26 protein-coding genes are annotated in these 25,939 nt (G+C 49.2%); 12 read left to right on the top strand and 14 right to left on the bottom strand.

All coding sequences use genetic code 11. The features are described from left to right. Nucleotide 1 precedes the first annotated feature (1 nt). Nucleotides 2-1,564 (top strand): vanadium-dependent haloperoxidase, encoded by a 1,563-nt coding sequence (locus CLV60_RS24875; protein ID WP_106598089.1) that lies wholly within the window; start codon nucleotides 2-4, stop codon nucleotides 1,562-1,564. A 300-nt stretch (nucleotides 1,565-1,864) separates the two neighbouring features. Beyond that, nucleotides 1,865-2,971, top strand: coding sequence for a Fic family protein (locus tag CLV60_RS24870; RefSeq protein WP_106598088.1), 1,107 nt, complete (start codon nucleotides 1,865-1,867; stop codon nucleotides 2,969-2,971). Nucleotides 2,972-3,211: 240 nt separating this feature from the next. Here the strand turns inward: CLV60_RS24870 and CLV60_RS24865 are convergent, their stop codons facing one another. The 7 genes from CLV60_RS24865 to CLV60_RS24835 form a co-directional block, all read right to left on the bottom strand. Next, entirely contained in the window at nucleotides 3,212-3,700 is a 489-nt protein-coding gene (locus tag CLV60_RS24865; protein ID WP_106598087.1) for a YdeI/OmpD-associated family protein, read from the bottom strand. Beyond that, a complete protein-coding gene (locus CLV60_RS24860; RefSeq protein WP_106598086.1) occupies nucleotides 3,700-4,041 on the bottom strand; it encodes a TfoX/Sxy family protein in 342 nt (113 codons plus the stop codon). Before CLV60_RS24860 ends, CLV60_RS24865 begins: the two co-directional genes overlap by 1 nt. 4 nt (nucleotides 4,042-4,045) lie before the next feature. Further along, nucleotides 4,046-6,208 carry a xanthine dehydrogenase family protein molybdopterin-binding subunit gene (locus CLV60_RS24855; protein ID WP_106598085.1) on the bottom strand — a complete coding sequence of 721 codons (2,163 nt, stop codon included), beginning with the start codon at nucleotides 6,206-6,208 and terminating at the stop codon, nucleotides 4,046-4,048. Between the two features lie 32 nt (nucleotides 6,209-6,240). Next, entirely contained in the window at nucleotides 6,241-6,732 is a 492-nt protein-coding gene (locus CLV60_RS24850) for a (2Fe-2S)-binding protein (protein ID WP_106598084.1), read from the bottom strand. A 99-nt stretch (nucleotides 6,733-6,831) separates the two neighbouring features. Beyond that, entirely contained in the window at nucleotides 6,832-7,335 is a 504-nt protein-coding gene (locus tag CLV60_RS24845; protein ID WP_106598083.1) for a DinB family protein, read from the bottom strand. A 127-nt stretch (nucleotides 7,336-7,462) separates the two neighbouring features. Further along, nucleotides 7,463-8,515 (bottom strand): WG repeat-containing protein, encoded by a 1,053-nt coding sequence (locus CLV60_RS24840; RefSeq protein ID WP_106598082.1) that lies wholly within the window; start codon nucleotides 8,513-8,515, stop codon nucleotides 7,463-7,465. 4 nt (nucleotides 8,516-8,519) lie between these two features. Then, a complete protein-coding gene (locus CLV60_RS24835; protein WP_229211117.1) occupies nucleotides 8,520-9,020 on the bottom strand; it encodes a DUF3052 domain-containing protein in 501 nt (166 codons plus the stop codon). A 59-nt stretch (nucleotides 9,021-9,079) separates the two neighbouring features. Here CLV60_RS24835 and CLV60_RS24830 point away from each other — a divergent pair, with 59 nt between their 5' ends. Next, nucleotides 9,080-10,306 carry a DUF819 family protein gene (locus CLV60_RS24830; RefSeq protein WP_106598080.1) on the top strand — a complete coding sequence of 409 codons (1,227 nt, stop codon included), beginning with the start codon at nucleotides 9,080-9,082 and terminating at the stop codon, nucleotides 10,304-10,306. A gap of 12 nt (nucleotides 10,307-10,318) precedes the next feature. Continuing rightward, nucleotides 10,319-11,011 (top strand): molybdopterin-dependent oxidoreductase, encoded by a 693-nt coding sequence (locus tag CLV60_RS24825; protein ID WP_106598079.1) that lies wholly within the window; start codon nucleotides 10,319-10,321, stop codon nucleotides 11,009-11,011. A gap of 34 nt (nucleotides 11,012-11,045) precedes the next feature. Here the strand turns inward: CLV60_RS24825 and CLV60_RS24820 are convergent, their stop codons facing one another. Continuing rightward, on the bottom strand, nucleotides 11,046-11,807 hold the full coding sequence (locus CLV60_RS24820) for an MBL fold metallo-hydrolase (RefSeq protein ID WP_106598078.1): 762 nt from the start codon (nucleotides 11,805-11,807) through the stop codon (nucleotides 11,046-11,048). A 7-nt stretch (nucleotides 11,808-11,814) separates the two neighbouring features. Next, entirely contained in the window at nucleotides 11,815-12,192 is a 378-nt protein-coding gene (locus CLV60_RS24815; protein ID WP_019944287.1) for a response regulator, read from the bottom strand. 187 nt (nucleotides 12,193-12,379) lie between these two features. Between CLV60_RS24815 and CLV60_RS24810 the strand changes: the two genes are divergently transcribed. From CLV60_RS24810 to CLV60_RS24785, 6 genes are all read left to right on the top strand, one after another. Beyond that, entirely contained in the window at nucleotides 12,380-13,030 is a 651-nt protein-coding gene (locus CLV60_RS24810) for a DUF1684 domain-containing protein (RefSeq protein WP_229211116.1), read from the top strand. Nucleotides 13,031-13,154: 124 nt separating this feature from the next. Further along, nucleotides 13,155-15,584, top strand: coding sequence for a phenylalanine--tRNA ligase subunit beta (gene pheT / locus CLV60_RS24805; RefSeq protein ID WP_106598076.1), 2,430 nt, complete (start codon nucleotides 13,155-13,157; stop codon nucleotides 15,582-15,584). A gap of 41 nt (nucleotides 15,585-15,625) precedes the next feature. Next, nucleotides 15,626-15,970, top strand: coding sequence for a hypothetical protein (locus CLV60_RS24800; RefSeq protein ID WP_106598075.1), 345 nt, complete (start codon nucleotides 15,626-15,628; stop codon nucleotides 15,968-15,970). After that, a complete protein-coding gene (gene zapA / locus CLV60_RS24795; RefSeq protein ID WP_106598074.1) occupies nucleotides 15,967-16,278 on the top strand; it encodes a cell division protein ZapA in 312 nt (103 codons plus the stop codon). The genes CLV60_RS24800 and zapA overlap by 4 nt, the downstream gene beginning before the upstream one ends. A 123-nt stretch (nucleotides 16,279-16,401) precedes the next feature. Continuing rightward, nucleotides 16,402-17,973, top strand: a complete 1,572-nt coding sequence (gene rny, locus CLV60_RS24790; protein WP_106598073.1) for a ribonuclease Y — start codon at nucleotides 16,402-16,404, stop codon at nucleotides 17,971-17,973. Nucleotides 17,974-17,987: 14 nt separating this feature from the next. After that, nucleotides 17,988-19,526 (top strand): P-loop NTPase family protein, encoded by a 1,539-nt coding sequence (locus CLV60_RS24785; protein ID WP_106598072.1) that lies wholly within the window; start codon nucleotides 17,988-17,990, stop codon nucleotides 19,524-19,526. Between the two features lie 81 nt (nucleotides 19,527-19,607). On the opposite strand, the gene recA is transcribed toward CLV60_RS24785, so the two are convergent. Then, on the bottom strand, nucleotides 19,608-20,675 hold the full coding sequence (gene recA, locus CLV60_RS24780; RefSeq protein ID WP_106598071.1) for a recombinase RecA: 1,068 nt from the start codon (nucleotides 20,673-20,675) through the stop codon (nucleotides 19,608-19,610). Nucleotides 20,676-21,051: 376 nt separating this feature from the next. Between recA and CLV60_RS24770 the strand changes: the two genes are divergently transcribed. Then, entirely contained in the window at nucleotides 21,052-22,089 is a 1,038-nt protein-coding gene (locus tag CLV60_RS24770) for an aminopeptidase (RefSeq protein ID WP_106598069.1), read from the top strand. Nucleotides 22,090-22,102: 13 nt separating this feature from the next. Next, complete coding sequence (locus CLV60_RS24765) at nucleotides 22,103-22,909, top strand: DUF3108 domain-containing protein (protein ID WP_106598156.1); 807 nt, start codon at nucleotides 22,103-22,105, stop codon at nucleotides 22,907-22,909. A gap of 379 nt (nucleotides 22,910-23,288) precedes the next feature. On the opposite strand, the gene CLV60_RS34770 is transcribed toward CLV60_RS24765, so the two are convergent. The 4 genes from CLV60_RS34770 to CLV60_RS24750 all read right to left on the bottom strand — a co-directional run bounded on the left by CLV60_RS34770 (nucleotide 23,289) and on the right by CLV60_RS24750 (nucleotide 25,901). After that, nucleotides 23,289-23,498, bottom strand: coding sequence for a hypothetical protein (locus tag CLV60_RS34770; RefSeq protein ID WP_229211115.1), 210 nt, complete (start codon nucleotides 23,496-23,498; stop codon nucleotides 23,289-23,291). Nucleotides 23,499-23,515: 17 nt separating this feature from the next. Next, nucleotides 23,516-23,884, bottom strand: a complete 369-nt coding sequence (locus CLV60_RS34765) for a mobile mystery protein B (protein ID WP_229211114.1) — start codon at nucleotides 23,882-23,884, stop codon at nucleotides 23,516-23,518. Beyond that, nucleotides 23,875-24,333 (bottom strand): mobile mystery protein A, encoded by a 459-nt coding sequence (locus CLV60_RS24755; RefSeq protein ID WP_106598068.1) that lies wholly within the window; start codon nucleotides 24,331-24,333, stop codon nucleotides 23,875-23,877. The genes CLV60_RS34765 and CLV60_RS24755 overlap by 10 nt, the downstream gene beginning before the upstream one ends. A 788-nt stretch (nucleotides 24,334-25,121) precedes the next feature. Then, a complete protein-coding gene (locus CLV60_RS24750; protein WP_106598067.1) occupies nucleotides 25,122-25,901 on the bottom strand; it encodes a GNAT family N-acetyltransferase in 780 nt (259 codons plus the stop codon). Between the last annotated feature and the right edge of the window lie 38 nt (nucleotides 25,902-25,939).

Genomic DNA, 25,939 nt, shown 5'->3' with positions numbered 1-25,939 from the left:
GATGAAAATCAACTATATCTCCTTTCGGCAGTCCATTACGCGCCTGGTAGTACCGGCAATGGCAGTGATGATGCTATGGTCTTGTTCTAAGACCGTCGATGAACCAACAGCAGGCATCAACACGCCTTCCAGCCTCGACGAAAAAGCCGGCACCTGGAAGCCTTATGTGCTGGCGTCATCCGGCGCCATCGCGGTTGCAGAGCCCAAGGAAGCAACCTCGGCTGACTACAAAGCTGAACTTCAAAAGCTGAAAGCGGCTACCGAAGCTGTTACGCCCCAGCAACGCGAGCAAATCAACTATTGGGGAGCAGGTGCAGTGTATCGCTGGAACGAAATAGCGCGCGAACTGGCTGCACGCTACAACAGCCCACCAGCTTCCAATGCGGACGGCAAATACCCCGTGCCCGACGCGAGCAAACCGTTGGATGATCCCAAATTCCCCTTCGCTAACCCGCCTTACACAGCGCGCGCGCTCGCGTACCTGAGCGTAGCCCAGTACGATGCGCTGGTAGCCGCGTGGAACTATAAATTCAAATACAACCGTAAAGCTCCTTCGAAAAACGACACTTCCATTAAAACACTGCTGCCGGTAAGCGACCTTCCATCCTACCCATCGGAAGATGCGGTAGTCGCAGAAGCTTCTTGTGTTGTTCTGAAAGCGATGTTCCCCGGAGAAGTGCCCTTCCTGGAAGCGAAGCTGGCTGAGCACAAACAAAGCAGAATATCGGCGGGGATGAACGTTGAAAGCGACATCACGGCTGGCTCCGAGTTGGGTAAAGCTGTGGGCGCAAAAATCATGGCGCGTGCTAAAACTGACAAAATGAGCGGCGCGAACAACCAGGCCCAAACAGCCTCCATGATCGCCAATGCACGCAAAATTGGCGTTACCGAGCCCTGGGTGAGCCAGGAATTTCCTCCCCGCCCGCCTATGCTTCCAACTTATGGCTTCGTAACACCCTGGAACTTCGACTCGGCGACGGTGGTAGCACTCCGCCCCGAAGCACCTCCGATCATCGGCAGCCCAGCCTACCAGAAAGATTTGAACGAGCTACTCGACATCGCCAAAAACCAGACACGTGAGCAAGCACGTATCGCCAGCTTCTGGTCCGACGGCGTCGGCAGTTATACCCCTCCGGGTCACTGGCACAGAAAAGGAGCTGAGTTGTGCCACGAAAACAAATACAGCGAAGTGCGCACCGCACGTACGCTTGCCCTGCTGGGTACCACCATGCAGGATGCGGGAATCTGCTGCTGGGACGTAAAGTACTGGTACTACTATCCGCGCCCGAACCAGATGAGCAGCAAAATCAAGACGTCGGTAGGCTTGCCTAACTTCCCGTCTTACACGTCTGGTCACTCTACATTCTCGGGCGCCGCAGCCGAGGTACTAGCGCATATCTTTCCCGACAAAAAGAAAGAAGTCGACGATATGGCCTCCGAAGCGTCAGTGTCCCGCATTTACGGCATGATCCACTATCGTTTCGACTGCGAAGTAGGCCTGTCATCCGGCCACAAGATCGGCGGCTACGCCGTTCAGCGGGCTAAGACCGATGGCGCTGAGTAATTACTCCCGAGGGAAAATTGTCGCTATTCAACAGGATAATCGGAAATTTTCCGATTATCCCGTTGAATTTACACATAGACTGAGCACAAAGCCTACGAAATCTTTCCACTCGGCCGCTGACGCATCATCTGCCCAACTAGCTGTTGATGTCCCCTCCTGACGGGCGGCCCAGTTCCGTGGCTGCAAAAAGGCCGGATTCATCTTAGACAGCGGCAGCCTTGCAGGTAATGAGTTATAAAAACACTTTCTATAACTCATTTTTTGTGCAATATTGAGTTATAGAAAGAGAACTTTTAACTCATGAAATGGATCTGGGAAGAACAGAACTGGCCACAGTTCACATTTGACGCAACTGCATTTACTCATTTTGAGCGTGAATTCCATCGAAATGCAGGGCTGATTATTGGTTCGCTGAAAGCAGTCTCTTCTGATGAGGTTGATGAATTGAGGGTCACATTGCTGAGCAATGAAGCAATCGATACCTCAAAAATCGAAGGAGAAGTCTTAGACAGGGATTCGGTTCAATCCTCTATTCGAAAACAATTGGGTTTACAAACGGACGGCAGAAAAACTGGACCGAAAGAAACGGGCGTTTCTCACATGATGGTAGACCTCCACAGGAGCTACGAGGAGCCGCTTGCCGAAGAGCGTCTTTTTTCGTGGCATCGAATGATTATGAATGGAAGAATTGATCTGGAGGTCGTTGGAGGATATCGCACGCACACTGACCCGATGCAAATCGTATCCGGCAGATTGGACATGCCCAAAGTATTCTATGAAGCCCCTCCGTCTCGCCGCCTACCGGAGGAGATGAAAAACTACATTCATTGGTTCAATCAGGCCGCGCAAGAAGGGATGCCAACCATCGTGCATGCAGGAGTAGCTCATTTGTATTTTGAGCTGATCCACCCTTTTGAGGATGGGAATGGACGCATCGGGCGTATCATTGCTGAAAAAGCACTAGCCATTGGAGCCAAGCAATCACTAATCACCTCGCTATCCAGCACTATCGAACGCGATAAAAAAGCCTATTATCAGGCCCTGGAGCGGGCTAATATCTCTCTAGAAATCACCAACTGGCTTATCTATTTCTCTGAAAAAGTTCTGGAAGCACAAATACATGTCCATAAAATGATTGCCTTCATCGTGGACAAGGCCCGTTATTTTGAAAAATTTAAAGACATCCTGAATGAACGACAGACCAAAGTCGCATTACGACTGTTTAAAGAAGGGCTGGATGGATTCAAGGGAGGCCTAAGCGCTGAGAATTACATTCGCATTAGTAAAACGTCACGGGCCACCGCCACAAGAGACCTGGCAGAGATGGTAGAACTGAGAGCCCTGAAAAAAGTAGGTAAGTTAAGGCATACGCGCTATTACCTTCCTATTGTGGAAAACATAGAATGACCTCAGCTTACCAGTTTAAGTTGTTTGAAAAATCGGGCCAAAACTTAAAAGATAGGCTTCTCAGAGATTTTCCTCAAACAGAAACATAAAAGATGGCAGAGATGATCCAAAAATCAAGTTTATCACCGGAAAGCAAAAACAGCTACATTTCAACTGTGAAAGACAGGCTTGTCCGGATTGGCGACATGACCCGGAAAAGTCAGGCCAACAAAAAATAAGCGCGACTGAGGCGAAACTAAGCTAAATCGGCTGATCGCCCGTCAACCGTTTGCCTTGCAGCAGCATATCGATCATTTTCGCGATGCGGGCTACTTTTGTCTCGTCTTTTTTGGCGGAATAAACCCAGTCGCGGTACTCCTTTTGAGCCCCTTCGCCGAGTTTCATGAAATTGGTGTAAGCTTGGGGTTCGTCTTTCAGGCAGTCGATCAGTTCCTCCGGAATAGCCAATGCTGAATCGTCGGCGTAAAGTTCGATACTCACCCAATCCCCCTCCTTCTTTTTGATCTTTTTGCGGATTTCAGCTTTTACGGGAAGAAACAATTGTCCGGTGCCCATGGGCATCAGATTGTAGCCCATTAGTTCATAATCATCAATACGTCCCTTGACCTTCACCATTCCGAACCTTCTTTTGATACGCTGCGGAATTTCGGGAAGGGCCACATATGTCCAGCCTCCTTTTCCGGGAAACTTTTCCAGCTGGTACTTTTGGTTAATCAACAATTCCTCCATTACTTTTTCTTTTTGGATGACTTGGCCAGCTTGTTGAAGCCAAGGCATTTTGCCACCCATGATTCAAAGGCTTCCCGGGAGGCATAACCTTCGGGGCTTACAAATACATACCCTTTCATTGACTTTCCGTTGTGAATCATCGGCTCCACACCAATTATTTCCAATGCCGCCTCGTATTCATCAGGGCCTATGCGGCATAAGAGCACGTCGTTGCGGACACAGATACACATTTTGTCGTCGACCATAAAAGCCAACCCCTGGAAGAGGGTTTTCTCCTCCACCAGGGGTTGGTTAGCCAATGCCTCACGAATGCGGTTGGCTACTCGTTCATCATAGGCCATGCTATCAGGCAATATTGTTAATATCAAAAGGCAATTTTCTCAGGCGCTTGCCGGTGGCTGCGAATATTGCATTACCCAACGCCGGAGCGATCGGCGGAAGGCCGGGTTCTCCTACCCCACCAGGAACCGCGCCGCTATCGACAATATGGATTTCCATCGGCGGTGCCTCGTTCATGCGCATAACATTGAACTGGTGGTAATTGGTCTGATCGCAAATGCCGTTCGTGAATGTAATCCCGTCCTTGATCGCCGCGGTGATACCCATTACGATATTACCCTCCGTCTGCGCCTTTACGTTGTCGGGATTTACATAGTAACCACAGTCGATCACCGAGACCACTTTATCGATTTTCACTCCACTATCCTTTTTGGAAACGGTAATGCAGCAGGCCGAAATGCTCCCAAATGATTTAAACACCGCGATTCCCCTGCCGCTGCCTTCGGGAAGCTTCTCATTCCAGTTGGCTTTTTCGGCCAGCGTTTCAAGTACTTTTTTGAAGCGCTCGTCCGGCAGGATTTCGAGGCGCGCTTTGAGCGGGTCTTTCTTGGCCAGATGCGCCAGCTCATCTACGAAGCATTCCTGTCCCCAGCCAAAGTTGGAAGCGTACACCGACCGCCACCAAACGACAGGGATGTCGGTTTTTACATTCGTCCAGCTCACTTTTGAGGCCGTACCAAACTGATACTTGTTATTCCCTGTGCTGATTTCCTCGCTCAGCCACGGGTCGGCTTCGTCGTCTTTGAGCCCTTTGAAAACCTGGCCAACAATGGACTCCCCGATGGCATGATGGTGAAAACCGGTGATCTTACCGTCTTCTACAAATCCCTGCATGTGGCTCAGCATACCCGGACGGTACGGTCCCTGGGTAATATCGTCTTCCCGCGTCCAGATCACTTTAACGGGCTTTTTCAGCTCTTTGGAAATATGGCACGCTTCGAGCAGAAAGTCATGGTATGCCTTGCGGCCGAACGCGCCCCCCAGCAAGGTTACATTAATTTTAACCTGCTCGGGTTTTACCTTCAAATAGCCACAAACATCCCGTAATGCCCAGTCAGGTCCCTGGATCGGCGCCCATATCTCCACATTTCCATCATCCTTCACATGCACGACCGCGTTCTCGGGCTCGATAGGCGCATGCGCCAGGAACGGCGTCTCATAATGAGATTCGAGTTTATCCTTCGCATTCGCATACTTCACAGCGAAATCGCCTTTTTCTTCAAAATTCACACCTTCCTTTTTCGCAGCTTCGTAAGTGGCCGCGAAATAGCCGGCGGTATCCACCGTTTTGGCATAATTACCATTATCCCAGCTCACCTTCAAAGCGCGCTTGCCCTTCAATGCCGCCCACCAGTTGGTGGCAACAACCGCCACGGCCTCCGAAGCACGGTGCGGCATAGTGCGCTCGGTTTTCATCACCCGCAAAACGCCTTTCACCTTTTTGGTATCCGAATCATCGATGGAAGCCACTTTGCCGTGGATCATCGGTGAATGCACAATAGCAGCATACACCATGCCCGGCACATCCACGTCCAGCCCGTAAACAGCTTTTCCAGTCACGCGCTCCGGCACATCCAGGCGCTTGTTATACTTTCCGATGATCTTGAAGTCCTTCGGCTCTTTCAGTTTCGGCTCTTTGGGGATTTCCAGTTTCGAAGCGTCATCTGCCAGCTCCCCGTAAGAAAGGCTCTTTCCGCTGGCCTTATGCCAGATCTTGCCGTCTTCGGCCATGCATTCAGCGGCGGGCAGATTCCATCTTTTAGCCGCGGTGGTAGTGAGCATTTCGCGCGCAGCTGCACCCGCTTTGCGTATCGGCATCCATAGCTCTCGCACGGAGCTGCTTCCCCCCGACGTCTGACTACCATATTTACCCATGCCGTCGCTTTGCACAATAAGCACTTTTTCAAGGCTTACTTCCAGCTCTTCGGCTAGCAGCGAGGGCACGGCCTGCGTGGAGCCCTGGCCCATATCCGGGCGCGGGTTGACGAGCGTGATATTGCCGGCAGTATCAATGATAATGAATGGATTGATTTCCAGCTTCAATACCGCCGGGGCGATCTTTTTCAGGGAAGCATCTTTGGTAAAGCCTGAAATACCGACGGCCAGCCCGAGTGATGTAAATCCGGCGGCTTTCAGAAAGTCGCGCCGCGATGTTTGTATATTTTCCAATGTTTTCTGAGGCTAAGGTTGATGAATGAGCATTAGCGCTGGCCGATCCCTTTTTCGGCGACTTTCATTTCGTCCGACGCGCGGTGGATCGCCTTTCTGATCCTGTCGTAAGTGCCGCAGCGGCACAGGTTACCGCTCATAGCCACGTCAATGTCCGCGTCAGTCGGTGTTGGGTTGGATTTAAGCAACGCCGCCGCCGACATAATCTGCCCCGACTGGCAATAACCGCACTGCGGAACCTGCTCCTCGATCCAGGCCTTCTGGATAATGCTCAGTTTCCCTTCGCCGATGCCTTCGATCGTCGTGATTTTGTCGTTTTTCCCGACACTCGAAACCGGTGTCTGGCATGCCCGTGCCGGCTGACCGTTCAGGTGGATCGTGCAGGCGCCGCAAAGCGCCATTCCGCACCCGAATTTGGTCCCTTTCAAATCGGCAAAGTCGCGTATTACCCAAAGCAGAGGCATATCGGGTTCCACATCGACTTTCACCTTTTTGCCATTTAATGATAGGTTGTATACAGCCATGATGGTGAGTGATGAAGATTTTGTGAGAGTGGTGAACAATCCTGTAAAATATTACAAAATCGCTGACTTTTACAACTGTCGCCCGGCGATGTCAGGCTTTTAAAAAATAAGTTGCCCCAGGTGGTAAGCTTCATGATTAGTCCTGTTAATCAATATATTAAGCTTATTCCGGTGTGGTTCGCGCGCGAAGTCTTCGTCGGAGATGGCATTATGCTTTGTGAACCATTCCTCAGCGTCGAGCCCGGCGAAATAGTCGGTCAGTACCGCATTCAGATTTGTCCATTTTTCTTTCAGTTCAGCTACCGTTGGAATTTCGTCGAAGCTGCGGTCGGGATTTTTAACAAACGGCTCGTCGAGCTCCGGATACAGCCGCTCGCCCAGTCCCAGCAATGCAATCATACCATCATTGACTGCCACCAGATGGCCCAGCAGGTAAACCGCCCGGTTTTTGCCTTCGGCAACGGGCTCCAACAAACGTTCGTCGGATAATTTGGCCAGCCAGCCATTCAGGCGCTGGTTTTGCAGCTCCCAATTGGAGACTACCATTTTAACAAATAATTCTTTACTGGTTTTGAGCGCGGTGGTTTCGTTCTGTGTACTCATGGTGAAGGTTTGGATGATTGGTGGTTAAAAAGCGGATTGACTCCGTTTCCGACAACAACATCTGCCTCACCAACGATCGCAATCGGGAGTATTTATTTTTTGTTAAGCTAAAATAAGGCTTGTTTCGCTACGGATTACGCCAGGACACGCCTATCAATTTATAGCCGCTACCTGTCCGCAGAAATGAGTAATTCTCCTGATAATCAAGGCGGCCGCTTTTGTCCATAAAATTGGATGTCACTTCGAACGCCGGGTAAATTCCGGCATCCCCAGGAATGCATCCGTCATAAAATGGTTCAAACGACGGGCCGGTGTGAATATAAGGATTCAGGCCAAACGGGGTCAGGCCCGTAAATACCTGTATCTGTCGGTCGTTGATCGGTTTCAATCTGGCGGCCAATCGATCCCCACACTGCCGGATAAACTCGTCTCCCGACATCCGCATCCATTCCTCCGATTCAGGCAATGAACTCACCAGCGAATCGTGTGCAAACTCCCGCAGCTTGCCAGGATCCGTGGATACAGGCAGATATTTTTCAAAGAACCATTGGTCGAACTCTCTCTGATAATCCATAAATACATACCATTTGCCGTTGACGCCTTTCGCTGAACGATACAGACTGGTATCACCGGGCGAATCCTTGATTTGCAAGGAGTACCAGTTGATTACCGGATAAAAATCCATCTCTATATCATCAACCAACACCTCGTTGCGCGCGTTAATCAGCATTGTGCTGCCGCCTTGCCATACCCAATGCTCGCAACCGCCCTTTTCACAATCTTCCCCGTCCCATCCTACTTGTTTGGCATCCTTGATCACCATGGCCATACCGTTCTGAAACCTGCTTACATCATTATACATAGCGGGAATTACCACCTTTCCATTGTTATCGAAAAATCCGGCCTTATTGGCAACCCAATCCCGAAAACGAATTTTTCCATCACTTTCGCAGTCGTCGGTTGCGTCGAATGCGTAAACGCTGTCCTCCCCGACCACCCTGCCATTGGCCAATTTGTAGTAATGGCGATATTTGGTGCCATCGGTCGTATCCAATATCGCGGTAATGCTTGCTTTAATGTTCGAATCAAGGCGCTTCTCGTCAACCTGCTGCGCTAGCGCATTACACACCAGATTTACCAGCAATACCGCCGGCAAATACCTTTTTAGTATTCCAAACATAGTCCTATCTGTCTTTAACCCTGATGACCAACTTCAACCCTGACCAAACCGCATCCACGGCGCATACTTTCACATCTACCAGACCAATCGACAGTGCAAGATTACGGATCACGTCCTCAGTCACATCGGTCGGCACTTTCGATGCCTTTTTAGGCCACGAGATCCAGATGGTACCGTTTGATACGATCTGAGTTTTCAATGCAGCTAAATCCCTTTCCAGTGCTGCGGCCTGTTTGGTGAAGTAGTGGACGAAATCAACACCTGATGTGGGCTCTTCAAAAACCTCAATATCGGCGGGAAGCCCTTCAAGCAAATCCAAATAATGCTCCGGCGGATCAACGAACCTGATTTTAAAGCCGGCCTTGATGCCCAGCTTTTTGACAAGACTTGTATTCGAATAACCTGCCTGCGCTGCCATAGTATAAGTAAATGATATATCAGGTAAGTTACAAACCGCCTGTTTCAGACACAAGGGCCCGTATGCAAAAGCTTTAAAAGAATGCATTTCCGGCACTTTTCAGCTATTTTTAGCCATTCACTTTTCCCTTACTGTAATTCTGACACATGATTACCAACGACGCCGTCGTTCTCGGCCTGTTAATGCTTATACTGGCTGGCATTTTCTACACGGCTGCCCAGCCCGGCTGGAAACGGTTTTATACTGTTATTCCTCCCCTGCTGCTTTGCTACTTCATACCGGGTTTGCTCAATTCGTTCGGGGTGATCAATGGCGCAACCTCTCAGCTTTACCCGGTCGTTTCCAAGTACTTCCTGCCGGCCTGTTTGGTCCTATTTACGGTCGGAATGGATTGGAAGTCGCTCACGCGGCTTGGGCCGAAGGCGTTGGCGGCCATGCTGATTGGAACCGCGGGCATCATGATCGGCGGCCCGGTTGCATTATGGATTGTCGGGACGGTCAGCCCGGCGACCGTTGCAGGTGAAGGAGCCGATGCTGTATGGCGCGGGCTTGCGACCATCGCCGGAAGCTGGATCGGCGGCGGGGCTAACCAAACCGCATTGCGCGAGGTGTTTCATCCAAGCGACGCGCTTTTCTCTCAAATGGTGGCCGTCGACGTGCTCATTGCCGAGCTTTGGATGGCCGCATTGATTTATGGAGCCGGTATTGCATCCCGCGTGGACGCGTTTCTGGGCGCAGACAGCAGCGCGGTGCAGGAGGTCAAAGAGCACCTGGATTCGGATCAAAAGGCCAATGAACAAAACCCCATGCTACGTGACTACATTTTCCTGGCAGCAGCGGGCTTCGGGGCAACCGGCCTCGCGCACGGACTGGCAGAAATCATCACTCCTTATCTTGCTGCAAATTATCCTGCGCTTGAAAAATACAGCCTCACTTCCAACTTTTTCTGGGTTATCAGCATTGCTACCCTGATCGGCATTCTGCTTTCGCTCACGCCCGTGCGTAAGCTTGAATATTATGGCGCATCGCGGTTAGGCTCGGTGTTCCTGTATGTGCTGGTGGCTACCATAGGCATGCAAATGGACCTGGGGGCGGTGGCCGATAACCCCGGCTTGTTCGCCATTGGCCTAATATGGATTTCCATCCACGGCATTATCCTGATTATTGCCTGCAAATGGCTCAAAATTCCTTTTTTCTTCCTCGCGGTGGGAAGCCAGGCCAATGTGGGCGGCTCGGCTTCGGCTTCGGTGGTTGCCGCGGCATTTCATCCGTCGCTGGCGCCTGTGGGTGTGCTGCTCGCAATTTTAGGGTACGCTATCGGAACTTATGGAGGGTATTTGACTGCTTTAATGATGCAATGGATCAGCACCTAAACATCAACTGACATGGAAGAAAATAGCAAACTCGATAAAATCGTCGAAGCGCGGATGAAACTCCGGGCCCGGTTCGAGCAGCAAATGGCCGAGACGCCCTCGGTTTCCGATACACGCCCCATGGGAAGCGGCACGCCCAACCGCCACGGAATGCCGCAGCTACCGGTCGGCCAGACAAAAACCGTCAAATGGCCGGTGCTCGACCTGGGTTTCAAACCCGACGTGCCGCTCAGCAAATGGAAGCTGGTGGTAGATGGCGAGGTAGAATCCCCCGTCACCCTGACCTGGGACGACTTTATGGCATTACCCCAAACCAACGATGTAAGCGATTTTCACTGCGTAACCACCTGGTCGCGCATGGATGTGCCATGGGTAGGTGTGCGCCTGGCTGATATTGCCGCGTTGGTTATGCCTAAACCCACCGCCACACACGTGCTGTGCCACGGATATGACCAGTACACGACCAATCTTTCACTCCAAGAGGCATTAAAAGAAGACGTGCTGCTCGTTCACACCGCCGACGGAAAGCCGCTCGAACGCGATCACGGCGGCCCGGTGCGTATGATCACGCCGCAACTTTATGCGTGGAAAGGCAGCAAATGGATCAGCCGCATTCAATTTTTACCGAAAAATCAGCTTGGATTCTGGGAATTGAGGGGATATTCCAACACAGCCTATCCCTGGAGAAACGATCGGTATAGCTAATATACCTGTTCAAGAGGCCTGCCCTTGTCTCGGATCACAAATCCAGCACCAGCCCGTCATAGGACAGATGCACGTGCGGGGGAAGTTCGCTTTCTACGACAGCGTGCAAGCCCAGCTTATGGCTCATATGCGTCAGGTAGGCCTGCGGTACATTCAGTTTGTCGATCAAATCGAGCGCCTGCGAGAGCGTGAAATGCGAAAGATGCGGCTCTTTCTGCAATGTATCGAGCACGAGTACCTGCGAACCTTTAATTTTCTCCTGCTCTTCTTCGGAAATGTAGTTACAGTCGGTAATGTAGGTAAAATCGCCGATGCGGTAGCCGTAAACCGGCAGCTTATGGTGCATTACCTCAATGGGGATCACCTCCACGCCTTCTATATCAAACGGCTCGTTTTCGATGGGGTGTAAGGAGAAATGCGGAACACCCGGGTAACGCTTTTCTGAAAATGCATAGGCAAATTCCGTCTTGATCTGATTGAGCACCTCCTGCCTGCCGTACAGTGGAATATCCATCAGCTGGCGGTGATTGAATGCCCGGATATCGTCCAGGCCGGCAGTGTGGTCTTTATGCTGGTGGGTAAAAATGGCGGCATCCAGGTTGTGGACATCTGCCCGGAGCATTTGCTGGCGAAAATCGGGGCCGGTATCGATTACAAACGATTTTCCGTGGGCCTGGATCCACACGGAAGTTCTTAAACGCTTGTCATGCTGGTCATTAGAACGGCAAACGACACAATCGCAGGCAATAACCGGTATTCCCTGCGATGTGCCGGTTCCTAAAAATGTAATCCTCATCAGGTATTTATTCAGTCAAATGCGCCACCACTTCAACCAGGCGGTCGAAATTCAACGGCTTCATCAGCGCATCGTCAAATCCTGCTTCTTTGAAATCCTCGTCTGAATAATTTTTGGCATTACCCGTGATCGCCACAATCGGTGTTTTGGCTTTCTTCTCATCAGGCAATTTGCGGATGCTTCTTGCACATTCCATTCCATCCATCACAGGCATATTGATATCCAAAAGAATGATATCAAAATCCTCTTTTTCAAGCAATTGCAGCACCTGCTCGCCGTTTTTCACGGAAGTGATTTCATAATGCTGAAATTCCAGAATCTTCCTTGCCAGGTTTTGAATAACTGAACTGTCTTCGGCAATGAGTACTCGTTTTGTGTATGACATACAATGGGGCAGGTATTGTGTTTAAAGTTTTTTCCCAGGTCAATTTAGATATATTTCAACCAACATCGCAAACCCGATGGTCGCGAAGTTTCAAAATTATTCCAAAAAAGTAAATAAACCTTCCATACTTTTTCAAAGCGCGCGATCGGGTGTAAGTTTGCAGTCCGATTACCCAATAATCCTTATTATGTTCAAAAATAAAGTGATCCGATACAGCACGATCGCCATGTTCATTGCGATTCTTGCTTACTTCATTATTGAAAACATGGGCGGCACCAGCAGCTCCGACGACGCCGTCGCGGCCAACCCGGCGGCCTATAAAACCAAGATCCTCGAAGAGCGCGCGGCCAAAGACGAGCAGTTCAAATCCGGCGACGACTCGCCTATCAAGGATAAGGAGGCATTCCACGGCCTGCATTACTTCGAACCGAGCCTGGCGTTTCGCGTGAAAGCCAATATCTCTCCGTACATGCAAGACGATAAGGAGGTAATCGTGAAATATACTGACGGTACCACCGAGAAATATGAAAAATACGGCTATGCCAGTTTCAATATAGAAGGTCAGCCGCAAAAACTGCTGCTTTTAAAGAACGAAGGTACTATTTCGGTGCTTTTCCGCGATGGGACCAGCGGCAAGGAAACCTACGGCGGCGGCCGCTACCTGGATTATCCGGTCGATCAGATCAAGAACAACACCATTGTGCTCGATTTCAACAAAGCGTATAACCCCTATTGTGCCTACCAGGAAAGCTATGCTTGTCCGGTACCACCCGCTGAGAATACGTTGACCGTAGCCATTCACGCCGGTGAAGTGACTGAGGAAGCGACGCACCAGTAACCAGACCGGCATAAAAAACGGCCTCTGCGCACAATGCCCGAATGCCGTTCAAACTAAATCATTAATTTTGCAAACAGGCTGTATTTCCCGCGCCTGAGTTTTTATTGTTATTAAAGCATTCTAGATGAAGATCTCTTATAAGTGGCTTAAAGATTTAATTGAAATTACTGAAACACCCGAGGAAATCGACCGTTTGCTAACGGGCACTGGGCTGGAAGTCGAAGGTATTGAAGAGATCGAATCGATAAAAGGCGGTTTGCAGGGCGTGGTGATCGGCGAGGTACTGACGCGTGAAAAACACCCCGAGGCCGACCGGCTGAGCCTAACCACAGTGGACGTTGGCGGCGAAACCCCGCTTTCGATCGTTTGCGGCGCGCCGAATGTGGCTGCGGGGCAGAAAGTGATCGTCGCGACGGTAGGCGCTACATTATATCCGACCGGCAGCGACCAGCCGCTGGTTTTGAAAAAATCCAAAATCCGCGGGGCGCTTTCAGAAGGAATGATTTGTGCGGAGGACGAGCTGGGCGTAGGCACTTCACACGACGGCATTCTGGTGCTTGACACCCAACTACCCAACGGCACACCCGCCGCTGAGTATTTCGGTATTTCCTCCGATTACCTGATTGAAATTGGTCTTACGCCAAACCGCGCCGATGCGGCATCGCATTATGGTGTTGCGCGTGATTTGAAAGCGGTTTTAAAACGCGGGATCACCTTGCCTTCGGTTGACGCATTTAAAGTCGATAACCAAACCCTGCCGATACCGGTAGAGGTTCGTAATACGGAGGCTTGCCCTCGCTATACAGGTTTGACTATCTCAGGCATTCAGGTTGCCGAATCGCCGGAATGGCTCAAACAACGCTTGCAAACCATCGGTATCCGCGCGATCAACAACATCGTTGACATTACCAACTACGTTTGCCACGAGCTCGGCCAACCAATGCATGCATTCGATGCGGACAAGGTTTTGGGCGAAAAAGTGATTGTTACTACGGTTGCCGACAACACGCCATTTGTGACCCTCGACGGTGTGGAGCGAAAGATCTCGGCCAACGACCTGATGATTTGCAGTGAAGGCGTGGATGGAAATCCCGAGCCTATGTGCATTGCCGGTGTTTTCGGTGGGCTTACTTCCGGTGTTACCGATACGACCACTTCCATCTTCCTGGAATCAGCCTATTTCTCACCTGTGTGGGTACGCAGGACTGCGCAGCGTTTCTCGCTCAAAACAGATTCCTCGTTCCGCTTCGAGCGCGGTACCGACCCTAATATGCCGCTTTTCGCATTGAAACGCGCGGCATTGCTGATCCAGGAAATAGCTGGTGGAAGCATTTCATCCGACATTATCGACATTTACCCTGAGCCTGTCAAGGATTTCAAGGTAAATATCAAATACAAAAACATCGACCGGTTGATCGGCAAGTCTTTGGGCAAAGAGCTGATCAAAGACATCCTCGAAAGCCTTGATATCCGCGTTACCGACGAAACCGAAGCGGGTTTCACGGCCATCGTGCCGCCTTACCGCGTGGACGTGCAACGGGAGGCGGACGTAATTGAAGAGATTCTGCGCATTTACGGTTTCGGCCAGGTGGAGCTTTCGGATGCTTTGAGCTCGGATTACCTTTCGGATTTCCCGGTTAATGATCCTGAAAAGCTCAAACTCCGTGTGGCTGAGATGCTGGTAGGCAATGGTTTCAATGAGATGATTAATAACTCGTTGACCAAACCCGAATATCAGGCCATTTTGGGCGAAAGCCTTGCCGGCAATCCGGTGAAGATTCTTAACTACCTGAGCGAAGACCTTTCGGTGATGCGTCAGACGCTGCTTTTCTCTGGTTTGGAGGTGATCGCCTACAACAGCAACCGCCGTCAAAAGGATTTAAAGGTATTTGAATTTGGAAAAACCTACCACGAAATCGACGGCAAATACATCGAGAAAGAACGCCTTTCTGTTTTCCTGACAGGCAATATCAGCCAGGAAAGCTGGTTTGAGAAGTCGCGCGAAGTGGTTTTCCATGATCTGGCTGCGTTCGTCAACCAGGTTCTGACTGCGATGAAGATCCGGGACGTGCAAAAACAGGATGCGGACAATGCCATTTTCAAAAGCGGCCTTACGTTGCTGGCCAATAAAAAACCGGTAGTATCCTTCGGTTTGCTTAATGCCGCCGTTGCCAAGAAGCTCGACATTAAAGCGCCGGTTTTCTTTGCCGATTTTGACTGGGAATACCTGCTGCGGCAGTACAATGCAGCAGTTGAATATGTGGAAGTGCCCAAGTTCCCGGAGGTACGCCGTGATCTTTCGGTAGTTCTCAGCAAAAAAGTGACTTTCGAAGAACTGCGCCAGGCCGCTTATAAAACCGAACGCAATCTGCTTCGCGCCGTGAACGTGTTTGACGTCTACGAGGGCGCGAACCTGGAAGGCAAAAAATCGTATTCGATCAGCTTCATTTTGCAGGATGAGCAGCAGACGCTCACCGACAAGGTGATCGACAAAACGATGCAGCGCCTGATTGCTACCTACGAAAGGGAATTTGAAGCGGTGATCAGAAAGTAAACCACAGTTTTTTCATTGTCGGATTTTTTCAGTTGAGGAAAATGGAGAGGACTACCGAACGTATTATCGAACATAAACTGTCCGACGTCGAGAAAAAACTCGAAATCCTGATCAATCATAAAGAGAAATTAACTTGGTCGATCTCAGAGCTCCAGCGTGAAAACGCGGAGCTCAGGGCCGCCAATGCGAGGCTCACGGAAGAATCGAAAGAAATAAGGAAAAAATACACCTCTTTAGAAAAAGACTTTAATAAGTCTAAAAGTTTCGCTAAACTTGTCACTAGTAAACTGACACCAACAGGCGCAATTGCCGAGCTGAAAGAATCAGTTGAAAGATATATCCAGGAGATCGATAAGTGCATCGAATTGCTTGAAGATACCTTATGAAAAAAAATAGCATACCTAATCCAGACGTTTCTGTCTTTATAAAACTGCTGGACAGAGGTTTCAAACTGAGCGTTCCGGCGGATCAGGAGAAATTCTACAGGGATGGGTATGAGGTGTTCATGCAGCGTGTGCAACAGCATAAATTAAAAGGGAAAGTATACGGTGACATAGAGGCTATTGCATTGACCTCTATTGAATGCCTGGTGGCATTACAACGGAACCAGGAAGAAATGGACGACCTGGTAGCGGCTTTTAAGAGCAGAGTAGAAAAACTGGACGAGACCATCGCCAGTGCTATCGAGAGCTGACACCCATACCTGACCCTTTGATTTTTTAGAGTATCTGCAAAAATATACTTTCAATTTCTTCCTTTTTCGGCATTTCAACGCGGGTGTAGTCGGTAAAACCAACTATATATAACCATTATTGAAATGTCTAATTCATTGTATTTCATCGTTATCCTGTCCGATATCATCGCCATAGGTGTGGGTATTTTTGCAGGAAAGTACATCTTTCAGCGATCGTTTGACGCCAAGGAAAAAGAAGCCCAGGACCGTGCCGCTGAAATTCTCCGGAATGCCGAGGTAGCGGCCGAAAACATCAAAAAAGACCGCATTCTCGAGGCGAAAGAAAAGTACCTCCGTTTGAAATCGGAATTCGAAGAAGACGCAAATAAAAAGCGTAGCATCCTGCAAAGCAACGAGCAGAAGCTCAAACAACGCGAGCAAAGCCTGAACCAGAGCATGGAACAGACCAAGCGCAAGGAAAGCGAGCTCGATAACCTCAAAAACAACCTCAACCAGCAGCTGGAAACGGCCACCAAACGCCGGGAAGAAGCTGAAAAATCCCTGCAACAACAGGTTGCCCAGCTTGAAAAAATAGCCAACCTCACCGCCGAGCAGGCCCGCGAACAACTCGTGGACGCTCTGAAAGCAGAAGCCGAAACCCGCGCGGGATCATATATTAAGAGTGCCATGGAAGAGGCTCGCCTTACCGCGACCAAAGAGGCAAAAAAGATCGTTATCGAAACCATCCAGCGCACCGCCGCCGAGCACGCGATCGAGAACTGCGTGTCGGTATTCAACATTGAAAACGACGATATCAAAGGTAAAATCATCGGTCGCGAAGGACGAAATATCCGCGCTTTGGAAGCGGCTACCGGTGTTGAAATTATCGTGGACGACACCCCGGAAGCAATCGTTATCTCCGGTTTTGACCCTGTAAGAAGAGAAATCGCGCGTTTGTCGCTGCACCGTTTGGTTCAGGACGGACGTATACACCCTGCCCGCATTGAAGAGGTGGTAGCCAAAACCCGTAAAAACATTGAGGACGAGATCGTCGAAATCGGTGAAAGAACCGTGATCGACATGGGTATCCACGGCTTGCACCCTGAGCTGGTGAAAATGATCGGCCGGATGCGTTTCCGCTCTTCTTACGGACAAAACCTGCTGCAACACTCCCGCGAGGTAGCGAAATTGTGTGCTACCATGGCCGCTGAGCTTGGTTTGAACACCAAGCTGGCCAAACGCGCAGGCTTGCTCCACGATATTGGTAAAGTGTGGCCAGAGGAATCGGATCTGCCGCACGCAATCCTGGGTATGGAATTGGCCAAGAAATACAAAGAGAACCCTGAGGTTTGCAACGCGATCGGGGCGCACCACGACGAGATCGAAATGACCTCTATCCTATCGCCGATTATCCAGGTATGTGATGCCATTTCAGGTTCACGCCCGGGTGCACGCCGCGAAATGATGGAATCGTACATCCAGCGCCTTCGCGACCTGGAAAACCTCGCCTTGTCATTCGACGGCGTAGAGAAATGCTACGCGATCCAGGCGGGCCGCGAGCTGCGCGTGATCATCGACGCCGACAACGTTTCCGACGAAAAAGCGGGCTTGCTGTCGTTTGATATCTCGCAAAAAATTGAAAAAGAAATGCAGTACCCAGGCCAGATCAAGATCACGGTGATCCGTGAAATGCGGTCAGTGGCGTACGCGCGTTAATCCACTATTTTTACATGACATACTCAAAGCTCACAAGCACAGAACTACTGGGAATCCGGACACTCGGAGAACTAAAAAAAGCAGGTTATCAGTCGCGTTCTATCAAGCAGGAGCTGAGAGATAACCTGATTGAAAAGATCAGGAACAAGGAGAATGTCTTCCCGGGAATCTGGGGTTATGAAGAAACGGTCATTCCCGATGTGGAAAGGGCCATTCTTTCGATGCATAACATCAACTTCCTGGGCTTGCGCGGGCAGGCTAAGACGCGTATCGCACGCATGATGGTCAGCCTGCTCGACGAATATATTCCTTACATCAAAAATTCGGAGCTGCACGACGATCCTTTCGCTCCGCTCTCCCGCTATGCCAAGGACATTTTGGCCGCGGAAGGCAACGATACGGAAATCGAATGGCTGCATCGTGACGAGCGCTATACCGAGAAACTGGCGACGCCCGACGTTTCGGTTGCGGATTTGATTGGTGATGTCGACCCTATCAAGGCTGCAACATTGAAATTGCCATATTCGGATGAACGAGTGATTCATTTCGGGTTGATCCCACGCTCCCACCGCGGTATTTTCGTGATCAACGAGCTGCCGGATTTGCAGGCGCGTATTCAGGTAGCACTGTTTAATATTTTGCAGGAAGGCGATATTCAAATCCGTGGTTTCAAACTGCGGTTGCCGCTGGATATTCAGTTCGTTTTCACTGCTAACCCGGAGGATTATACCAACCGCGGAAGCATTGTAACACCGCTCAAAGACCGGATCGAGAGCCAGATTGTGACGCACTACCCGAAAACGATCGAAACCGGCAAGCGTATTACCGAGCAGGAAGCGGTCGTAAAACCCGAGCAGAAAAGCATTGTGCGCGTCAATGAACTGATAAAGACATTAATTGAGCAGATTGCATTCGAAGCCAGGGAGAGCGAATATGTCGATAGCAAAAGCGGTGTTTCGGCGCGTTTGACGATTTCGGCTTATGAAAGCCTTTTGAGCACTGCTGAGCGCAGAGCGCTGATTAATGGCGAAAATTCGACTTACGTGCGCATTTCCGACCTTTACGGGGTTGTTTCTGCGATTTGCGGGAAAGTAGAGCTGGTTTATGAAGGTGAAGTGGAAGGCCCGGTAATCGTGGCGCAAAACCTGATCGGCAAAGCCATCCGCACGCAGTTCCTGAATTTCTTCCCGGATCCCGAGAAAAGCAAAAAAAGCAAGATCAATCCTTACGCGAAAGTCGTGGAGTGGTTCGGTGCGGGCAACGAAATGGAAATGCCTGCCGACATGACCGACCGCGAGTACATCGCCCGACTGAAAACCATCGATGGCCTGGACGATTTCGTGGATATGCTCTCTGCTTACGCGGATGCCGAAGAAAAGCTTTTCATGATGGAATTCGCATTGCACGGCATGGCTGAATTCTCGCTCGTAGGCAAGCAAGCGCTCGACCAGGGCATGAAGTTCCAGGATCTGGTGAGCAGCATGTTCTCCGGCCCTGGGGAAGATGATTACGACTTCGAAGATGATGACGACGATGACCGTAAGCCTTTCTAACAGGCCTTAGCCGCTCAAATAGCCAACAAACAAAAATGCCCTGCTACAAACAGGGCATTTTTTATGACTTAGCTCAAAAGCTTATTCCGGAGAACCGTCGTCGGCAACATTTGGCTCGCTGGTGTCGATCAATGAATCGGGATCGGTATTCACCTGGCCACGGATTTTACCTTCCAGCTCGTCCATCAGCTCCGGATTGTCTTTGATCAGCGCTTTCACGGCGTCACGGCCTTGTCCGAGGCGGTTGCCTTCGTAGCTGAACCATGAGCCTGATTTTTTCACGATGTCGAGCTCCACCGCAAGGTCGATAATCTCCCCTACTTTGGAAACGCCTTCTCCGTACATAATATCGAATTCCACCACTTTGAATGGAGGCGCTACTTTGTTTTTAACAACCTTCACACGTGTGCGGTTACCCAGGATCGCGTCAGCGCTTTCCTTGATCTGGCCTACACGGCGAATATCCAGACGCACGGATGCGTAGTATTTCAATGCATTACCACCGGTGGTAGTCTCAGGATTACCGAACATCACACCGATCTTCTCACGAAGCTGGTTGATGAAGATACAGCAGCAGCCTGTTTTGTTAATCACACCGGTCAGTTTACGAAGTGCCTGGGACATCAAGCGTGCCTGCAAGCCCATCTTGCTGTCGCCCATTTCGCCTTCCAGCTCGGCACGTGGTACCAATGCGGCCACGGAGTCGATAACGATAATGTCAACCGCACCGGAGCTGATCAGGTGCTCGGCGATTTCGAGTGCCTGCTCACCGCTGTCGGGCTGCGAAATAAGGAGATTGCTGGTATCGATACCGAGCTTCTCCGCGTAAGTTCTGTCGAATGCATGCTCCGCATCGATAAATGCTGCCAGCCCGCCTTTTTTCTGCGCCTCGGCAATGCAGTGCATCGACAGTGTAGTTTTACCTGACGATTCAGGTCCGTAGATCTCCACGATACGGCCGCGGGGAACACCGCCTACGCCAAGCGCGAGGTCAAGACCCAGTGAACCGGTCGAAATCACCGGAATATCTAATACTTTGGTGTCGCTCAGACGCATCACAGTACCTTTTCCGTAAGTCTTGTCGAGCTTTTCGAGCGTGGTCTGTAACGCTTTTAGTTTGTTGTCTTTATCTGTTGTTGCTTGTGCCATAGAAATGGTAACAGTAATTTGGTTGGTACATAAAAAAGCGGCTTTTGCAGGACAAAAACCGCTCGTAAATGGGTCTTTATTGTTTTGTAAAAATAGCTAATTCCCACTAAAACAACAACCCGATTTTTGCCTTAAAACTTAATTTTTCCCGAAATTTTCGCATTTTACAGCGTTTGTGAAGCAAGGCTAAAAATGGCGATATGCAAGCGGGAATAACAGATTATCAAACGGTGAAGAAGCTGGGAGCCCGATATCTAAATGTCTGCCAATTGGCTAATTTTGCGAACGCTAACAGCGTACCCCGGCAAGCCATTTTCCGGTGTCCGCTCCATGAAGGCCGTCCTGCGGTACCCGCATTCATTTTAACGTTGAAATTGTGATCAAGAAAATATTGCTTGCCGTGCTGGCTGTCCTGGTATTACTCGGCATTTGGCAAAGGGATGTGCTCACTTACGCTTTTTTACAGGCCAAAGGACAAATTGGCATACTCATGCAGGTAGAGGACGTAGACCAAGTCCTGGCCGATAAAACGTTTCCCGATTCCCTCAAAGCGAGGATTCGCCTCATTCAGGAGATCAAGCAGTTCGGTGTGGACTCGCTGGGGCTAACGCCGTCGGATAATTATACTACCTTCTACAATCAGCACGGGCGGCCGCTTATATGGCTCATTACAGCCTCGGAACGCTATAAAATAGAACCATACCAATGGCATTTCCCGGTCGTCGGCACGTTCCCCTACAAAGGCTATTTCGATTCGACGCGCGCTGTTACCGAAGAAAAAGCGCTGATCGACAATGGGTTTGACACCGATATCGGCGAGGTATCAGCCTGGTCGACGCTCGGTTATCTGAAAGACCCTATCCTTTCGAGCATGCTGCTCCGGCGGGTCGGCAGCCTCACTAATCTGATATTGCACGAACTTACACATGGTACGCTTTTTGTGAAAAATAACCTGGAACTCAATGAAAACCTGGCCAGTTTTGTTGGTGACCAGGGCACTATCCGTTTTTTGAAGTACAAATACGGTGGGGATTCGGAACAAATGCGCCAATACGAGTATTCAAAACGGTATAATGACGCCTACTCGCGGCATATGCTTAGGGGGGCAGGCCGTTTGGATAGTCTTTATAAAACATTCGGCCCCGATCCAACTCCGAGCCCTGAAAAGGACTCATTGAAGTTGAAATTGATCACGGATATCGTCGGCGATACGGATACACTTCTTTCAGGCAAGCGTACGTTAACAAACAAAAACCGCTGGCCCGACGGAAAACTTCCTAATAATGCTTACTTTATCAGCTATCTGACCTATAAATCGAAACAGGACAGTTTCAGGCAGGAATTTGAAAAGAAGTTCGAAGGGGATTTGAAGAAATACCTGAACCATTTAAAGGGCAAATACCCTTCCCTGTAATGTTATCATGAGCATGAAAAGATCGTACGCATTACTATTAGCCATATCAACATTCACATTACTGTTCTCTTTCCGCCAGTTCGACGAGAGTGCGGAAATGGATCGCGTGGTTCACAACAGAAGCTTCGGAACCGGCGAACGGGTTGAGTACCGTGTGCATTATGGCTTCATCAATGCCGCAGAGGCCAAAGTAGAGGTAAGCAAGGCGGTTTCGATGATTAACAACCGGCCCTGCTACCGGGTCAACGTAATAGGACGGACAGTTGGAGCATTCGATCTAATATCACGGGTGCGTGACACGTGGCGTTCGTACATTGACACCACTGCCATTCTCCCCCATATGTTCGAGCGGCAGATCCAGGAAAACAAATACCGCAAAGAGGAAACGGTGTTTTTCAATCATAGCAAAGATCAGGCGGTTTCGAATGTGAAGGATGAAAGCAAGACTTACAATGTCCCCAACAATATCCACGATATCATCAGCGGCTACTTTTTCCTGCGCACTATCAATTTCGACAAAGTGCGCGAGGGCGAAATCATCGAAGTTCCTACCTTCTTTGATGGTGAAGTTTACAAACTCCGCGTGCGTTATGTGGGCAGGGATGTGATCAAGACCAAGTTCGGCAAAAGCAAAGTGCTGCGCTTGTCTCCGCAAATCCCTACCAATAAGTTCTTCAAAGGTGAGGAACCGATGGCGCTTTGGGTCTCCGACGATTCGAATAAGATCCCATTGAAAGCCGAAGTCGATCTTAAAATCGGCTCACTGGAAATGGATTTAAAATCCTACAAGGGTCTGAAAAGAGATATTGCCTGGTTTTAACCAACAGCCATTTCCGCAGGTTTTGCATTTGCCTGAATGGGAAAGCTAATGCATTTCTGTTATAGCATCACTCTTTAAAATGGCATAACGCATTTTATAATCAATGATTTGCCAGAGAGTTTTGTTTTTGGTTTACAAAGGTCTCGGTGGGGCAGTATTTGGAAAGTTGGTGTAGCACAAAAAGTTTTTTCGTGCCCCCCATCACTTTTACAATCCAAACCATTTTCAAATTCTGAAATAGACGTTGCTGAAAATACCCATGTATGCTGATTCGCTGTAATCCGTCCGTGTGTTTAAGAGATAACAAATGGCAGTCAACTTCTTCAATGCGGTAAAACGTGGGGGCGACACCAAGATTTCTTTACTACGGGATGCGGCATTACGATCTGGCAAAAGTTATTAGTGATTCAATGCTTCCTTGATCAGCAAGCTTTACGCTCCGCAGATATGTCGTTCGTACGTCATTATGAGCACTCAAATCTGCAGCTCCCCAACTGAAAACAGGTTTGTTGTATATCTTCTCAATAATGACGTCGGCCATCAAGCGGCTATGACGACCATTTCCGTTAGGAAAGCAGTGGATGCTCACAATTCTATGTTTGAATCTTACCGCGATTTCATCGGGGGAAAGGTCTCATTTTGAATCCAGAATAATATGTCGTCCAGTAGTGTGCGCAACGCGGTTGAAATTTGCCACCTATCGATACCTAGATTTTTATTACTATTTCGGATCCGGCCAGCCCATGCCCATACGTTTCCATACAATCGCTTGTGTAGATCGAGTATGAATTTTTCTGTTAGAATCGCTTCCGACCTCAACTTTCGCGTTAATAGCCACTGGATGGCATCCTCTATATTCTGCTGTTCGAATTCATCTAGTTCCCCTCTTGTTGCTATCGTGGGTATCAAGAGTCCCTCCTTTTCTTCTTCATCTAAGGGTGTTTGGCCTGGAATGTATTCAAGATTTAATCCCATAGAATTTTAGGCATATCGTTTTTGATGGAAAGGGCCCTTTCCTCGATCGCATTCTTTATGCGAGTTTTGGAGTTTTCCTGGTCTTCCAGCTTCATTGTGGTCGAAGTTCGCATTACAATTTTAGTCGCTAATTCCCTGGCTTTCCGATCGATTAACTGATCAAGTGAACCATCTTTGGGAACTAAGCCGTAGACTAAGTCCATGTCCATCGCATTAGCTGCCTCGCGTAGTGATTTCAATGTAATTGAGCCTTCTTGTTCTCGTTTTTCAATATCCTGAACGCTCTGTTTGGTTATTGAAAGTTTAGCGCCCAATTGCTGCATGGACATTCCTATCGCAGTACGGACTGCTTTAATCCATCCCGTAGGCGGTGTTGCAATATTTTTAGTTGCGCTGAACGCACTTAATTTGCTGCCTATCTGCTGGATTTGTAAGTTTTTACGAGACATGATAAAAGAATGCTTTGACTTTTATATTACTAATGTAAGATTATATTCTGACTTTATAGCCATTTTAGTCAAAATATAATCTTACACACGTTGTGAGTCTTGATGTCGCTAACTTGCCTCAGTAGGGAGGAATTGTCAAGTGATTGTTGCCGGTTCGGTGATGGCGGCTGGTTGGGCGAAACCATTTTTTGCGACTTTTGAGAAAGTAATTGCTATATATTGACAATGCAGCAATCGTGGATGTCACGCACCTTAGCTTCTGCTCCTCCTCTATCGAGATTAACGTCAGGATATATTATGACTTTTTGAATTTAAAGTCAGACTATTATATGACAAATTTGAGCTCCCTCAGTTTACAGATTCGGCTTGAAAGTCCAATATGAAATCATCGGCATGATATCAGTTGGCTTGAATAGTTCGGGTAAAATACAACGAGCTTGACAGTGCAACGCATAGAAAAGAGAACATGCTCAAAAGTTCCAGTAAGTTACAACCTATTTTGTGGCCTAGGTGGCTGGATTCGGTTGCTGTGCTCACGGTTACCAATAAAAGAAATATTCCTGCATCGTCAACAATCGGTATGAAGTGCTCTATCCGCATCTAGGCTTGGTTAGCGATACGGGGTACCAAACGCGCTTCTTCCGCACATGCAAAGGGCAGGTGATGCAGATGGTCCAAATGCGCTCTAACAAAGCCTTTGTTAGGCATTAAAAGTCGAAAAGTGTACTAAAAATCCAGCCGAATCACTTAAAGGAAAAATGAGCCCCTCCCAGGTTTTCAGATAAGCGTCAAGCATTACCGCTCTGGCATTTCCCTTCGCCTGCATGGTCGGCGGCATTAAAAAGGTAAATTGCTCGTCCGTGGTAGCGCGTGAGCAATACGCCCGCTCGAATATGTACGCCTGCCCGCACATGCAACAGGCGGCCATGGTCATTTCTAATGCACTCCATTCCAAGCATTTTTAGCATCCTATATGCCTCGGCTTTGATTCTCCCGATGCCAGGAGCGTGATTCTGCGCAAAAAGCGTTAGTAGCGGCTCAAAATCATCCGATTCAAAGGTCTTCCAGGCTGTATTACTGCCCCTTTTCAGGTTTTTCTTCCTGTCCCTCGAATACCCTGCACGGAGGTCGGTATAGGATTGATCCAGGCTCAGCCAATGCGTTTGAAATACCTCGATCTCAAAACCCGATGGACTGAGCTTACTCATTAATGCAAAGTTTTCAGGATTGAACGCGTAACAGGAAATGTAGGGAAACTGCCTTTTCAAAGCTTCAAGAAACGCATCGCATTGCGCGCCATTCAGCGTTTGTCGTGAAAAAATCCCCAAATACTGACAAAACAATGGCTGGCACAAAACCGGCCTACCAAACTTCCTCCTGACGGGCAAAGGCATTGCGATGGAGATGTCGGACATAGAAGGCCACACCAGCGCCTCCCATTGCTCGCAAACAATATCAAGGTACCAGCTTAATGCGTAAATCACGCCTTGCCGGCTATTGTGAATGTGATTGTCCCAGATTTGAGCGTCGATCTGCTCCCGGGAAAGTAGAATAGGTTTTGGTACCACGTTGTTCAGGGGCTTTTCCTGAACATTGATACGTCAAA

Origin of the sequence: Dyadobacter jiangsuensis, from assembly GCF_003014695.1 — a bacterium.
Classification (GTDB): domain Bacteria; phylum Bacteroidota; class Bacteroidia; order Cytophagales; family Spirosomataceae; genus Dyadobacter; species Dyadobacter jiangsuensis.
The sequence above is the reverse complement of the archived record's forward strand: the minus strand, read 5'-3'. Positions and strand labels throughout refer to the sequence as shown.

Coding starts and splice junctions, on each gene's coding strand:
- CLV60_RS24875 (WP_106598089.1), top strand. CDS start 2: ATGAAAATCAACTATATCTCCTTTCGGCAGTCCATTACGCGCCTGGTA.
- CLV60_RS24870 (WP_106598088.1), top strand. CDS start 1,865: ATGAAATGGATCTGGGAAGAACAGAACTGGCCACAGTTCACATTTGAC.
- CLV60_RS24865 (WP_106598087.1), bottom strand. CDS start 3,700: ATGGAGGAATTGTTGATTAACCAAAAGTACCAGCTGGAAAAGTTTCCC.
- CLV60_RS24860 (WP_106598086.1), bottom strand. CDS start 4,041: ATGGCCTATGATGAACGAGTAGCCAACCGCATTCGTGAGGCATTGGCT.
- CLV60_RS24850 (WP_106598084.1), bottom strand. CDS start 6,732: ATGGCTGTATACAACCTATCATTAAATGGCAAAAAGGTGAAAGTCGAT.
- CLV60_RS24845 (WP_106598083.1), bottom strand. CDS start 7,335: ATGAGTACACAGAACGAAACCACCGCGCTCAAAACCAGTAAAGAATTA.
- CLV60_RS24840 (WP_106598082.1), bottom strand. CDS start 8,515: ATGTTTGGAATACTAAAAAGGTATTTGCCGGCGGTATTGCTGGTAAAT.
- CLV60_RS24835 (WP_229211117.1), bottom strand. CDS start 9,020: ATGCATTCTTTTAAAGCTTTTGCATACGGGCCCTTGTGTCTGAAACAG.
- CLV60_RS24830 (WP_106598080.1), top strand. CDS start 9,080: ATGATTACCAACGACGCCGTCGTTCTCGGCCTGTTAATGCTTATACTG.
- CLV60_RS24825 (WP_106598079.1), top strand. CDS start 10,319: ATGGAAGAAAATAGCAAACTCGATAAAATCGTCGAAGCGCGGATGAAA.
- CLV60_RS24820 (WP_106598078.1), bottom strand. CDS start 11,807: ATGAGGATTACATTTTTAGGAACCGGCACATCGCAGGGAATACCGGTT.
- CLV60_RS24815 (WP_019944287.1), bottom strand. CDS start 12,192: ATGTCATACACAAAACGAGTACTCATTGCCGAAGACAGTTCAGTTATT.
- CLV60_RS24810 (WP_229211116.1), top strand. CDS start 12,380: ATGTTCAAAAATAAAGTGATCCGATACAGCACGATCGCCATGTTCATT.
- pheT (WP_106598076.1), top strand. CDS start 13,155: ATGAAGATCTCTTATAAGTGGCTTAAAGATTTAATTGAAATTACTGAA.
- CLV60_RS24800 (WP_106598075.1), top strand. CDS start 15,626: ATGGAGAGGACTACCGAACGTATTATCGAACATAAACTGTCCGACGTC.
- zapA (WP_106598074.1), top strand. CDS start 15,967: ATGAAAAAAAATAGCATACCTAATCCAGACGTTTCTGTCTTTATAAAA.
- rny (WP_106598073.1), top strand. CDS start 16,402: ATGTCTAATTCATTGTATTTCATCGTTATCCTGTCCGATATCATCGCC.
- CLV60_RS24785 (WP_106598072.1), top strand. CDS start 17,988: ATGACATACTCAAAGCTCACAAGCACAGAACTACTGGGAATCCGGACA.
- recA (WP_106598071.1), bottom strand. CDS start 20,675: ATGGCACAAGCAACAACAGATAAAGACAACAAACTAAAAGCGTTACAG.
- CLV60_RS24765 (WP_106598156.1), top strand. CDS start 22,103: ATGAAAAGATCGTACGCATTACTATTAGCCATATCAACATTCACATTA.
- CLV60_RS34765 (WP_229211114.1), bottom strand. CDS start 23,884: ATGGGATTAAATCTTGAATACATTCCAGGCCAAACACCCTTAGATGAA.
- CLV60_RS24755 (WP_106598068.1), bottom strand. CDS start 24,333: ATGTCTCGTAAAAACTTACAAATCCAGCAGATAGGCAGCAAATTAAGT.